Origin of the sequence: Streptomyces piniterrae (assembly GCF_005048155.1) — a bacterium.
In the GTDB taxonomy this organism is placed as follows: Bacteria; Actinomycetota; Actinomycetes; order Streptomycetales; family Streptomycetaceae; genus Streptomyces; species Streptomyces piniterrae.
Genome location: NZ_SUMB01000005.1, coordinates 138093 through 149994, shown reverse-complemented (window position 1 = coordinate 149994; position 11902 = coordinate 138093). Strand labels below are relative to the sequence as shown.

Sequence of the window (11902 nt, the reverse complement as noted above, 5' to 3'; positions counted from 1 at the left end):
GAGCCCCCTCACTCCATGCCGGAAAGAGCCGTCACGCCATGACTTCCACCGCCGACTACGCGCACCTGCGGGCCCAGCTGGACACCCTCACCACCGAGGCGTTCCGCGCCGAGCTCGCCGACATCGACCAGCGCTCCACCCTGGAGATCGCCCGCACGATGAACGACGAGGACGCCACCGTCCCCGCCGCCGTCGCCCAGCAGCTCCCGAAGATCGCCGCGGCCATCGACGCCACCGCAGCCCGGATGTCCTGCGGCGGCCGGCTGATCTACGCGGGCGCCGGCACGGCCGGACGGCTCGGGGTGCTCGACGCGAGCGAATGCCCCCCGACGTTCAACACCGACCCCGCCAAGGTGCTGGGGCTGATCGCGGGCGGCCCGTCCGCGATGGTCACCGCCGTCGAGGGCGCCGAGGACAGCAAGGCGTTCGCCGCCGAGGACCTGGCCTCGATCGGCCTCAACGACCGGGACACCGTCGTCGGCATCTCCGCCTCCGGCCGCACTCCGTACGCCATCGGGGCCGTGGAGCACGCCCGCGCCATGGGCGCGCTGACCATCGGCCTGTCCTGCAACGCCGGCTCGGCCCTCGCCGCGGCCGCCGAGCACGGCATCGAGATCGTCGTCGGCCCCGAGCTGCTGACCGGCTCCACACGTCTGAAGGCCGGCACCGCCCAGAAGCTGGTGCTCAACATGATCTCGACCATCACCATGATCCGGCTGGGCAAGACCTACGGAAACCTGATGGTCGACGTCCGCGCCTCCAACGAGAAGCTGCGGGCCCGCTCCCGCCGGATCGTCGCACTGGCCACCGACGCCACCGACCCCGAGATCGAGTCCGCGCTCGCCGCCACGGACGGGGAGGTGAAGAACGCCATCCTCACCCTCCTCGGCCGGGTCGACGGCCCCACCGCCGCCCGCCTCCTCGCCGACTCGAAAGGCCACCTCCGCGAGGCCCTCCAGGCCGCGGAGAAAGCCTGACCCGGCCTGACCCGCCAGCCCCGTCGTTGTCCGCACAGCAAGGCACCGCACATGACCGAAGAGCGCTCATGACCGAAGACAAGAACCGCGCCACCGCCGCCGCGATCCTCCCCCTCGTCGGCGGCGCCTCGAATCTGACGTCCATCGCCCACTGCATGACCCGGCTCCGCCTCGGCATCCAGGACCGCTCCCTGGTGCAGGACGACGCCCTGAAGGCACTGCCGGCCGTCATGGGCGTGGTCGAGGACGACACGTACCAGATCGTGCTGGGCCCCGGAGCGGTCGCCCGCGTCACCCCCGAGTTCGAGCGGCTGGTCGAGGAGGCCCGCGCCACCGCGCCCGCCCCCGCGCCCGCCCCGGACCCGGCCACGACCTCACCACCGCCTCCTGCCCCAACCCCGACCACCACCCCAGCCACGGCGCAGAGCGCCACTGCCGAAGGCGACCTCGCCAGCCAGGGCGCCGCCCTGAAAGCCCGTCAGAAGGCCAGGAACGCCACCCCGTTCAAGCTCTTCCTCCGCCGGATCGCCAACATCTTCGTCCCGCTGATCCCGGCCCTGATCGGCTGCGGCATCGTCGCCGGCATCAACGGCCTGCTGACCAACCTCGGCTGGCTGCCCTCCGTCGTCCCGGCACTGGCCGCCATCGCCGCCGGCTTCATGTCCCTCATCGCCGTCTTCGTCGGCTACAACACCGCCAAGGAATTCGGCGGTACGCCAATCCTCGGCGGCGCGGTCGCCGCGGTCATCGTCTTCCCCGGCATCGCGGACATCACCGCCTTCGGCCAGAAACTCTCCCCCGGACAGGGCGGCGTGCTCGGCGCGCTGGCCGCCGCGCTGCTCGCCGTCCAGGTGGAGAAGCGATGCCGCAAGGCGGTCCCCCAGGCGCTGGACGTCCTGCTCACCCCCACCCTCACGGTCCTGATCACCGGCCTGGTCACCATCTTCGGCCTGATGTACGTCGCGGGTGAGATCTCCACCGCCATCGGCAGCTTCGCCAACGCGCTCCTCGCGCACGGCGGCGCGCTCGCCGGATTCATCCTGGGCGGCCTCTTCCTCCCCCTCGTCATGCTGGGCCTCCACCAGGCCCTCATCCCCATCCACACCACCCTCATCGAGCAGCAGGGCTACACCGTCCTGCTGCCGATCCTGGCCATGGCGGGCGCGGGCCAGGTCGGCGCGGCCATCGCCGTCTACGTACGGCTCCCGCGCAACGGCCCGGTCCGTACGACCATCAAATCCGCCCTCCCCACCGGCTTTCTGGGCGTCGGCGAGCCGCTGATCTACGGCGTGTCGCTGCCCCTCGGCCGCCCGTTCATCACCGCCTGCATCGGCGGCGCCTTCGGCGGCGGCTTCGTGGGCCTGTTCAACCAGCTGGGCGACACCGTCGGCTCCACCGCCATCGGCCCCTCCGGATGGGCCCTGTTCCCGCTGGTCAAGGGCAACCACGGCATCGCCACAACGGTCGTCGTCTACGCCCTCGGCCTGGCCGTCGGCTACCTCACCGGCTTCCTCACCACGTACTTCTTCGGCTTCACCAAGCAGATGCTCATGGAGCTCAACACCGCCCCGGAGCCGGCGAACACCACCAAGGCAGCAGCCACCCCCGACCGGAGAACCGACCCGAGAACCGACCCGGACTCGGACCATCCCGAGCCGGTCTCCACAGGCTGATCGCGACCGCCCGCGGAGACCTGCCGCCGCCCCGGCCCCGCCCGCCGGCGGGGCCGGCTCAGGCGTACTTGCCCATCTCGCTGCTTTCCAGCATCGCCTTCTCGTTGACGCCGATGACATAGCCATCGGGGTCGCGGAAGTAGAACATCCGCTGTCCGTTGTGGTCGCCGGTGATCGGCTTGACGATCTCCGCGTACCGGGAGATGAGGCGGTGGGTGCCTTCAAGGTCGTCCACGGCCAGATAGAACATGCCGGCGAAGCCGATGGGGAAGTCCTTGAGGACCGGGAGCCAGTTCTTCAGGTCCGCATTGCTGTAGATCATCGCGCAGAACTCGCCCTTGTAGAGGAGCATGTGGATGTCGTCGCCGGGGCGGGCCGTGCTGGAGTCCGCGTCAAAGCCGAGGCGCTTGTAGAAGGCGAGGCTGGCGGCGGTGTCCTGGACGCTGATGCAGGGCGCGAAAGGCATGGTCGTCTCCTGGTCCTGTCGGGTCTTTTCGGGTGTCGTCGGTGTCGTCGGGTGTGGTCGTCGGGGGCGGTCAGTACCAGGGGCGGCTGACGCAGAAGGGCTGGCCGGACGGGTCCAGCAGGACCGTCCACTGCTCACCGCCGGGCTGGTGCTCGGGCTTGGTCGCGCCGAGTTCCAACAGCCGCCGCTCGGCCGCCTCGATGTCGTCGAAGGCCAGGTCGAGATGGAAGGGGAGCTCCTCGGCCGGCCAGTTCGGCGGGGTGAAGTTCTTGGCCGTGTAGAAGACGTACGTCGTGGTCCGGTCGGGGTCGTTGACCATGAACGCGACCGGGACGCCGTGCTCGTCGGGGAACTCCCGGGTCACCCGCCAGCCCAGTGCCCCGGCATAGAAGTCGGCGAGCGCCCGGCCGTCGTGGCCCCAGAAGGCGTACGAGGAGACCCTGCCTATGGCCGGGCCGCTCCCGGACGGAGAGTCCGTGGACGGGGTGGATGTGCTGGTCATGAAGGGTCACCGTTCCTCTGCTACGGCGCGCCGGTTCTGCGTCACGTCGCGCCTCGTCCGCGAATTGGTACATGAGTACTGTACTGAAACCCCAAAGAAGGTGCAATTAGGACATTCCTCGCCCTACATCGACACCCGACCACACCCCAGGCCCCGACGTCCGACGCACCACACACCACACGCACCACGCGCACCACGCACCAGGGGGAAGAGAGACAGAGCGGAAGCAAGAAGGGCACCCGCACTACGGCACAGCCGTACTATTCTGAATTTATATCGTCACGTCTGGAGTCCCCATGGCCACCGACCAGCCGACCGTCCGGCGCCGCCGCGATCCCGAGCGGCGGATCGAGGAGATCACCGTGGCCACCGAGCGGGTCATCGCCGCGCGCGGCATCGAGGGCCTGACGCACCGTGCCGTCGCCGAGGAAGCCGGCGTCCCGCTCGGGGCGACGACGTATCACTTCGCGACGAAGGACGACCTGATCGCCGCGGCCCTGCAACGGGCCGTCGACCGCTTCGCCGGCTACCTCGACGACTGGGTGGCCAGACGGCCCGCGCTCTCCCCCGAGCAGTGCGCCGTCCTGCTCGCCGACGCGGTCCTGCCCGGCGTGGGCCCCCAACGCGACCAGCAGGTCATGGAGTTCGAGCTCTATCTCGCCGCGCTGCGCCGCCCCGCGCTGCGCCCGATCGCCGACCAGTACACCCAGCTGAGCCGGCGCGCCCTGTCCCACTACACCGACCCGGACACCGCCGCAGCGGCCGCCGCAGCGCTCAACGGCATCAGCCTGCGCGCGCTGGCCAACTCCACCCCGCCCGCCCGCACCGAGGCCGAGACCATCCTGCGTCGCATCCTCACCCCCAATCCGGCCCTGCCCACCCCCGCCGGCTCCCCGGGCGACAACGCCGAAGAACCACCGGCCACCGGCGCGGCCGGGCACGACGCCTGACTCCACGACGGCGCGCGACACAAGCACCCGCCGAAGAGCGACTGCGAAGAACACCCACCGAAAACGCCGCCGGGGCGGCACCCCCTGGAGGAGGGTGCCGCCCCGGCGAACGAGCGGACAGTTGATCCCGGAGGATCAGAAGTCCATGTCACCGCCCGGCATGCCGCCCGGAGCGGCCGCGGCGGCCTTCTCCGGCTTGTCGGCGATGACGGCCTCGGTGGTCAGGAACAGCGCGGCGATCGACGCGGCGTTCTGCAGCGCGGAACGCGTCACCTTCGCCGGGTCGATGATGCCCTCGGCGATCATGTCGACGTACTCGCCGGTCGCGGCGTTCAGACCGTGGCCCGGGGTCAGGTTGCGCACCTTCTCCACGATGACGCCACCCTCGAGGCCGGCGTTCACGGAGATCTGCTTCAGCGGGGCCTCCAGGGCCAGCTTCACAGCGGCGGCACCGGTGGCCTCGTCGCCATCCAGCTCCAGCTTCTCGAAGACGCCGGTCGCCTGGAGCAGAGCCACGCCACCACCGGCGACGATGCCCTCCTCGACGGCGGCCTTGGCGTTGCGCACCGCGTCCTCGATGCGGTGCTTGCGCTCCTTGAGCTCGACCTCGGTCGCGGCACCGGCCTTGATGACCGCAACACCGCCGGCGAGCTTCGCCAGGCGCTCCTGCAGCTTCTCGCGGTCGTAGTCGCTGTCCGAGTTCTCGATCTCGGCACGGATCTGGTTGACCCGGCCCTGGACCTGCTCGCTGTCACCGGCACCGTCGACGATGGTGGTCTCGTCCTTGGTGATGACGACCTTGCGGGCGCGGCCCAGCAGGTCGAGACCGGCGTTCTCCAGCTTGAGGCCGACCTCCTCGGAGATGACGGTGCCACCGGTGAGGATGGCGATGTCGCCGAGCATGGCCTTGCGGCGGTCACCGAAGCCCGGGGCCTTGACGGCGACGGACTTGAAGGTGCCACGGATCTTGTTGACGACCAGGGTCGACAGGGCCTCGCCCTCGACGTCCTCGGCGATGATCAGCAGCGGCTTGCCGGACTGCATGACCTTCTCGAGCAGCGGAAGGAGGTCCTTCACGTTGCCGATCTTGGAGTTGACGATCAGGATGTACGGGTCATCCAGCGCCGCCTCCATGCGCTCCATGTCGGTCGCGAAGTACGCCGAGATGTAGCCCTTGTCGAAGCGCATACCCTCGGTGAGCTCCAGCTCCAGACCGAAGGTCTGGGACTCCTCGACGGTGATGACGCCTTCCTTGCCGACCTTGTCCATCGCCTCGGCGATGAGCTCGCCGATCTGGGTGTCGGCGGCGGAGATGGAGGCGGTGGAGGCGATCTGCTCCTTGGTCTCCACGTCCTTGGCCTGCTCCAGCAGGGCGGCGGAGACGGCCTCGACGGCACGCTCGATGCCGCGCTTCAGAGCCATCGGGTTGGCGCCGGCGGCAACGTTGCGCAGGCCCTCGCGGACCAGCGCCTGCGCCAGGACGGTCGCGGTCGTCGTGCCGTCACCGGCGACGTCGTCCGTCTTCTTCGCGACCTCCTTGACCAGCTCGGCGCCGATCTTCTCGTACGGGTCCTCGAGCTCGATCTCCTTGGCGATGGAAACACCATCGTTGGTGATCGTGGGGGCGCCCCACTTCTTCTCGAGGACGACGTTACGGCCCTTGGGGCCGAGGGTGACCTTGACGGCGTCGGCGAGCTGGTTCATCCCGCGCTCGAGACCGCGCCGTGCCTCCTCGTCGAACGCGATGATCTTGGCCATGTGAAGTGGTCCTCCCGGACATCGGGGTGGATTGCTCCGGACCGATTGGCGCCCGCGACGGACGGCCTGCGTGCCTGGTGGTTCCTTGCCCCACCCGGCCAGCGGACCTCACCGACTCGATCCTTGATTGTCACTCTCACCCGGAGAGTGCTAACGCCAATGATTAGCACTCGGGGTAGGAGAGTGCAAGCCGCCCGGAGGGCGTCGTTGAGGGGCGGTGGTCGGGCGACGGGTGGGCGCAAGCGCCGGAAGGGGGCCGGCGGGGGCGCATGCGCGCCCCCGAACCCGCCGCGCGCACGCGGAAGGCCCGCGCCCCCTTCCGGGGCGCGGGCCTTCACATGCTGCAGTCGGTCGGCGCTTCAGCCGGCCACCCGGACCATGTCCGCCTGCGGCCCCTTCTGGCCCTGCGAGATCTCGAACTCGACTCGCTGACCCTCCTCAAGGGTGCGGTAGCCGTCCATCTGAATCGCGCTGTAGTGGACGAAAACATCCGCACCACCGTCGACCGCGATGAAGCCGTACCCCTTCTCCGCGTTGAACCACTTGACGGTGCCCTGAGCCATGCCTAACTCCCCTATTACTGGCCCTTGCACAGGACCGCACTCCGCGGACCCGGGTCAGACCTCACCCCATGATTGGCCTGCGGGGTGTGCGTCGGAACGCGTCGACCGCCGCTGAATGTATCTGCCCCAATGCCCAGCGCAACAGGTCAATCGGACGAGAATTCTGGCGGCGGGGAATCGGCAATATGCCGCGAACTCCCGTTATTCCCGGGCAAGTCGGGCCGGGCATAACCACCCTTAGCCGACAAACCTCGCACACGCATTGGACACAACTCATCGCGGTCTCATATGCGTTCGGCACGCGCACGGGTGGGATCACCACGATGGTATCGCCTTTCGAAACATGGAATTACCCCGTCCGCTTTGCTGCGTACGGGGTAATTCCAGTCAGGCGACAGATGATATGGCTGAAATTCAGCAGCCGCCGGCCACCGCGGGGATGATCGAAATACCGGCGCCGTCCGGCGTCGGCGTCTCCAGGCCCTGCTCGAAGCGGACGTCGTCGTCGTTGACGTAGACGTTCACGAAGCGGCGCAGCTTGCCCGCGTCGTCCAGCACACGGGCCGCGATGCCCTGGTGGTTCTTCTCCAGGTCGGCGATCACCTCGGAGAGGGTCGCGCCCTCCGCGGCGACCTCGGCCTCGCCGCCGGTGTACGTACGGAGGATGGTGGGGATGCGGACCTTCACGCTCATGGTTCTGCCTTCCAGCGACTGCGGGGTACGAGTTGGGGGTGCGGAGCCGGGACCCGGGCTCAGCCGGCCAGGCCGGCCGCGCGGAACGCGTCCAGGCTCGGGCGGATGGTGGCCGTGGGACCGGAGGTCGGAGCGACGGCGTCAAGCGTCTTGAGGCCGTCACCCGTGTTCAGGACGACGGTGGTCAGGGACGGGTCGAGCACCCCGTCCTCGATGAGCTTCTTGGTCACGCCGACGGTCACCCCGCCCGCGGTCTCCGCGAAGATCCCTTCCGTCCGGGCCAGCAGCTTGATCGCGTCCACGACCTGCTCGTCGTTGACATCCTCCACCGCACCGCCCGTACGGCGCGCGATGTCGAGCACATACGGCCCGTCGGCCGGGTTGCCGATCGCCAGGGACTTGGCGATGGTGTTCGGCTTCTGCGGCCGCACCACGTCGTGGCCCGCCTTGAAGGCCGCCGAGACCGGCGAGCAGCCCTCGGCCTGGGCACCGAAGATCTTGTACGGCCGGTCCTCGACCAGACCGAGCGCGATCAGCTCCTTCAGCCCCTTGTCGATCTTCGTGAGCTGGGAGCCCGACGCGATCGGGATGACGATCTGGTCCGGCAGCCGCCAGCCCAGCTGCTCGCAGATCTCGTACGCCAGCGTCTTGGAGCCCTCCCCGTAGTAGGGGCGCAGATTGACGTTGACGAAGCCCCAGCCCTCACCCAGCGGGTCGCCGATGAGCTCCGAGCAGAACCGGTTGACGTCGTCGTAGTTGCCCTCGATGCCGACCAGGTCGCCGCCGTAGACCGCGGCCATGACGACCTTGCCGGCCTCCAGGTCGTGCGGGATGAAGACACAGGACTTGAAGCCGGCACGGCGGGCCGCGGCACCGACCGCGCCCGCGAGATTGCCGGTCGAGGAGCACGACAGGGTGGTGAAACCGAACGCGCGGGCGGCCTCGACGGCGATCGCCACGACACGGTCCTTGAAGGAGTGCGTCGGGTTGCCGGAGTCGTCCTTGACGTACAGACCGCCGGTGACACCCAGCTCACGGGCGAGGTTGTCGGCCTTGACCAGCTTGGTGAAGCCGGGGTTCAGATTGGGCTTGTCCGCGACGTCGGTGGGCACCGGCAGCAGCGGGGCGTAGCGCCAGATGTTGTTCGGGCCGGCCTCGATCCGCTTCCGCAGGCCCTCCGGATCGCCGCTCGGCAGGTCGTATGCCACTTCGAGCGGCCCGAAACATTCCTGGCAGGCGAAGATGGGGCCGAGATCGAAACGCTGGCCGCACTCGCGGCAGGACAGCGCGACGGCCGGTCCCAAAGTGCCAGTCGAGTCGGCTCCGCCGACGGGGACGGCGGGGGTGCTTTCGGTGCTTTCGGTGACTTGCACAGCCATGGAGGCGAGGCCCTTTCTCCTCATCTTCCTCGCGGCGCATCTCGCCACGAGACGGATTTGGCACCTTCCCTAGCCGGGAGCCTCGCGCGCGCTGTGCGCGGAGACCGGCTGGAGGGTTGCCGGGGCTTCAACGGGCCGTATCCCTCTGCCCCTCTGGATGAGCGGTATGGCACTGGGCCGAAACCCAGGCGTTTGTGCCGCGGCGACCCCGACATGCGACGGTCATCCGCGTTGTTCAAGACTGTAACCGAAGGCGCTGATGGTTGAGATAGTCGTCCGAACCGCGAGATGACTGTAACAACGTGCCGCACCCGCGGCGCGGAACAGGACGCCGCTTCCACGGCGCGACGACGAGCCGCATCCGCGGCCTGGCAGCTTAGGGGACACTGAACGTGCTCGATGAGGTGGAGCGCTGGCTCGGCAGCCGCTCCTGGTCCGCGGCCGACCGCCCGCTCGGCCTGCTGCTGGACGCCAAGCGGCAGACCGGCCGGACGATCAGCGTGGTACTGCCCGCACTCGACGAGGAAGCGACCGTCGGGGCGATCGTCGCCGCGATCCGCGGTGAGCTGATGACGGAGGCGGCACCCCTCGTCGACGAGCTGGTGGTACTGGACTCCGGTTCCACCGACCGGACGGCCGAGGTCGCGGCTGCGGCCGGCGCCCGGGTCGTCCACCGGGACAGCATCCTGCCGCGCATCCCCGCCCTGCCCGGCAAGGGCGAGGTCCTGTGGCGCTCCCTGCTCGCCACCAGCGGCGACATCATCTGCTTCATCGACGCGGACCTGCGCGAATTCTCGTCGACATTCGTCTCCGGCATCGTGGGGCCGCTCCTCACCGATCCGGACATCCAGTTCGTGAAGGCGATGTACGACCGGCCGCTGGAGCCCGGGACCGACGGGGCCGCGCCGGGCCTCCCGGGACAGGGCGGACGGGTGACCGAGCTGGTGGCCCGCCCCCTGCTCAATCTGCACTGGCCGCAGCTGGCCGGCTTCGTCCAGCCGCTCGGCGGCGAGTACGCGGCCCGCCGCTCCCTCCTGGAGCGGCTGCCGTTCCCGGTCGGCTACGGCGTGGAGCTGGGCCTGCTCGTCGACGCGCTGCACACCGTCGGCCTGGACGCCCTCGCCCAGGTGGACGTGGGCGTGCGCAAGCACCGCCACCAGGACGGCCTGGCCCTCGGCCGGATGGCCGCCGCGATCTACCGCACCGCCCAACTCCGCCTGACCCGGGGCCACTTGGTGCGACCCCGGCTCACCCAGTTCGACCGCGGCGAGAGCGGTTTCGTCCCCCGTACGACAGCGGTGGACACCGAGGAACGCCCGCCGATGGCCGAAATACCGGAGTACGCGCGGCGACGCGCGGCCTGACCTCCGGCGTACGTTTGCGCGGATCCGTCGCGGGTTAATCTCGCGGCATGGTCTCCGAGCGCAGTGGTGCCCAGGTACTCGTCGCGTCCAACCGCGGGCCGGTCTCCTATGCCCTGGCGGCGGACGGCGCGCTGTCCGCCAAGCGGGGCGGCGGCGGACTGGTGTCGGGGCTGTCGGCCATCGGACCCGGCTCGGACGCGCTATGGGTGTGCGCCGCGCTCGGCGACGGCGACCGGGAGGCCGTACGGCGGAGCGGCGGCGCGCTGGATCCGGAGGACACCGGCGGACAACGCGTCCGGATGCTGGACATTCCGGCGGAGGTGCACGCCGACGCCTACAACGGCGTCGCGAACTCCGTGCTGTGGTTCGTCCACCACATGCTCTACCAGACGCCGCTGGAGCCCGTCTTCGACGACCGGTTCCGCGCGCAGTGGGCGTCGTACGAGACCTACAACGCGGCGTTCGCGGAGGCGCTGGCCGATGCGGCGGCGCCCAGCGCGGCGGTCCTGGTGCAGGACTACCACCTGGCGCTGGTGCCCGGGATGCTCCGCGACCGCCGCCCCGACCTGCGGATCGCGCACTTCTCGCATACGCCGTGGGCGCCGCCCGAGTACTTCGCGATGCTTCCCGACGACGTCCAGCGGAAGCTGACGGTGGGCATCCTCGGCGCCGACCGGGCGAATTTCCTGACCGAGCGGTGGGCGCGGGCCTTCACAGGCTGCTGCCGGCAGGCGCTCGGCGCGGACTGCGACGCGTACTGGCCGAGCGACGGGGCGCCCTACGTCGTCTCGACCCCGCCGGAGAGCACCCCGCGCCGGACCCGGATCGGAGTGCACGGCCTCGGCGCCGACGCCGACTTCCTGCGCGAGCGGGCACACCGGCCGGATGTCGAAGAGCGGATGGCGACACTGCGGCAGCAGATCGGCGGGACGGACCGCAAGACGATCGTGCGGGTCGACCGCACCGAGCTGTCCAAGAACATCGTGCGGGGACTGCTGGCGTACCGCCGTCTGCTGGCCGACCACCCGGAGTGGCACGAGCGGGTGGTCCATGTGGCGTTCGCCTACCCCTCACGGCAGGACCTGGCCGTCTACCGCGAGTACACCGCGGAGGTCGGCCGACTGGCCGAGGAGATCAACGCCGAGTACGGCACGGCGGACTGGCAGCCGGTCGAGCTGCACGTCAAGGACGACTTCGCGCGGTCGCTGGCCGCCTACCGGCTGGCGGACGTGGCGCTGGTGAACCCGATCCGGGACGGGATGAACCTGGTCGCCAAGGAGATCCCGGTGGTCTCGGACCACGGGTGCGCGCTGGTCCTGTCGCGGGAGGCCGGGGCCTACGCGGAACTGGGCAAGGACGCCCTCGTCATCAACCCTTACGACATCAACGCCACGGCGGAGGCGCTGCACACGGCGCTGTCGATGGAATACGGCGAGCGCGCCGAGCGCACCAAGCGACTGGCCGCGGCCGCGACCGCACTGCCCCCGGCCCAATGGTTCCTGGACCAGCTGGACGCCCTGAAGACAGACCCCGCGACTTCAAGCTCCGCTCCTTAGCCACAGAGAGTGACCATTTTC

The 11902-nt window shown here is 69.6% G+C and carries 11 protein-coding genes and 1 riboswitch; of the genes, 5 read left to right on the top strand and 6 right to left on the bottom strand.

Translation table 11 applies throughout. The features are described 5' to 3' along the window. Positions 1 to 38 precede the first annotated feature (38 nt). The gene (gene murQ, locus FCH28_RS16990) at positions 39 to 977 is read left to right on the top strand and encodes an N-acetylmuramic acid 6-phosphate etherase (protein ID WP_136740886.1); all 939 of its coding nucleotides are present in this window, start codon (positions 39 to 41) and stop codon (positions 975 to 977) included. Between the two features lie 68 nt (positions 978 to 1045). Beyond that, positions 1046 to 2650 (top strand): PTS transporter subunit EIIC, encoded by a 1605-nt coding sequence (locus FCH28_RS16985; RefSeq protein ID WP_136740885.1) that lies wholly within the window; start codon positions 1046 to 1048, stop codon positions 2648 to 2650. Positions 2651 to 2708: 58 nt separating this feature from the next. On the opposite strand, the gene FCH28_RS16980 is transcribed toward FCH28_RS16985, so the two are convergent. Both FCH28_RS16980 and FCH28_RS16975 read right to left on the bottom strand, forming a co-directional pair. Next, complete coding sequence (locus FCH28_RS16980) at positions 2709 to 3116, bottom strand: VOC family protein (RefSeq protein ID WP_136740884.1); 408 nt, start codon at positions 3114 to 3116, stop codon at positions 2709 to 2711. 70 nt (positions 3117 to 3186) lie between these two features. Then, positions 3187 to 3618, bottom strand: coding sequence for a VOC family protein (locus FCH28_RS16975; protein ID WP_136740883.1), 432 nt, complete (start codon positions 3616 to 3618; stop codon positions 3187 to 3189). 296 nt (positions 3619 to 3914) lie between these two features. Between FCH28_RS16975 and FCH28_RS16970 the strand changes: the two genes are divergently transcribed. Continuing rightward, entirely contained in the window at positions 3915 to 4568 is a 654-nt protein-coding gene (locus FCH28_RS16970) for a TetR/AcrR family transcriptional regulator (RefSeq protein WP_136740882.1), read from the top strand. Positions 4569 to 4703: 135 nt separating this feature from the next. Here the strand turns inward: FCH28_RS16970 and groL are convergent, their stop codons facing one another. From groL to thrC, 4 genes are all read right to left on the bottom strand, one after another. Further along, positions 4704 to 6326 carry a chaperonin GroEL gene (gene groL, locus FCH28_RS16965; RefSeq protein WP_136740881.1) on the bottom strand — a complete coding sequence of 541 codons (1623 nt, stop codon included), beginning with the start codon at positions 6324 to 6326 and terminating at the stop codon, positions 4704 to 4706. Between the two features lie 359 nt (positions 6327 to 6685). After that, on the bottom strand, positions 6686 to 6889 hold the full coding sequence (locus FCH28_RS16960; RefSeq protein ID WP_003986833.1) for a cold-shock protein: 204 nt from the start codon (positions 6887 to 6889) through the stop codon (positions 6686 to 6688). A gap of 414 nt (positions 6890 to 7303) precedes the next feature. Further along, positions 7304 to 7582 carry a MoaD/ThiS family protein gene (locus FCH28_RS16955; protein ID WP_136740880.1) on the bottom strand — a complete coding sequence of 93 codons (279 nt, stop codon included), beginning with the start codon at positions 7580 to 7582 and terminating at the stop codon, positions 7304 to 7306. Between the two features lie 59 nt (positions 7583 to 7641). Continuing rightward, positions 7642 to 8961 (bottom strand): threonine synthase, encoded by a 1320-nt coding sequence (gene thrC, locus FCH28_RS16950; RefSeq protein ID WP_136740879.1) that lies wholly within the window; start codon positions 8959 to 8961, stop codon positions 7642 to 7644. 17 nt (positions 8962 to 8978) lie between these two features. Beyond that, a riboswitch (SAM riboswitch) is annotated at positions 8979 to 9125 on the bottom strand. 228 nt (positions 9126 to 9353) lie between these two features. Between thrC and FCH28_RS16945 the strand changes: the two genes are divergently transcribed. After that, positions 9354 to 10325, top strand: coding sequence for a glucosyl-3-phosphoglycerate synthase (locus tag FCH28_RS16945; protein ID WP_136740878.1), 972 nt, complete (start codon positions 9354 to 9356; stop codon positions 10323 to 10325). Positions 10326 to 10372: 47 nt separating this feature from the next. Then, on the top strand, positions 10373 to 11881 hold the full coding sequence (locus tag FCH28_RS16940; RefSeq protein WP_136740877.1) for an alpha,alpha-trehalose-phosphate synthase (UDP-forming): 1509 nt from the start codon (positions 10373 to 10375) through the stop codon (positions 11879 to 11881). Positions 11882 to 11902 lie beyond the last annotated feature (21 nt).

Bases quoted from the DNA above. Each gene is read 5' to 3' on its own strand.
- FCH28_RS16975 (WP_136740883.1), bottom strand. From the start codon at position 3,618: ATGACCAGCACATCCACCCCGTCCACGGACTCTCCGTCCGGGAGCGGC.
- FCH28_RS16985 (WP_136740885.1), top strand. From the start codon at position 1,046: ATGACCGAAGACAAGAACCGCGCCACCGCCGCCGCGATCCTCCCCCTC.
- FCH28_RS16970 (WP_136740882.1), top strand. From the start codon at position 3,915: ATGGCCACCGACCAGCCGACCGTCCGGCGCCGCCGCGATCCCGAGCGG.
- thrC (WP_136740879.1), bottom strand. From the start codon at position 8,961: ATGGCTGTGCAAGTCACCGAAAGCACCGAAAGCACCCCCGCCGTCCCC.
- FCH28_RS16940 (WP_136740877.1), top strand. From the start codon at position 10,373: ATGGTCTCCGAGCGCAGTGGTGCCCAGGTACTCGTCGCGTCCAACCGC.
- murQ (WP_136740886.1), top strand. From the start codon at position 39: ATGACTTCCACCGCCGACTACGCGCACCTGCGGGCCCAGCTGGACACC.
- groL (WP_136740881.1), bottom strand. From the start codon at position 6,326: ATGGCCAAGATCATCGCGTTCGACGAGGAGGCACGGCGCGGTCTCGAG.
- FCH28_RS16960 (WP_003986833.1), bottom strand. From the start codon at position 6,889: ATGGCTCAGGGCACCGTCAAGTGGTTCAACGCGGAGAAGGGGTACGGC.
- FCH28_RS16955 (WP_136740880.1), bottom strand. From the start codon at position 7,582: ATGAGCGTGAAGGTCCGCATCCCCACCATCCTCCGTACGTACACCGGC.
- FCH28_RS16980 (WP_136740884.1), bottom strand. From the start codon at position 3,116: ATGCCTTTCGCGCCCTGCATCAGCGTCCAGGACACCGCCGCCAGCCTC.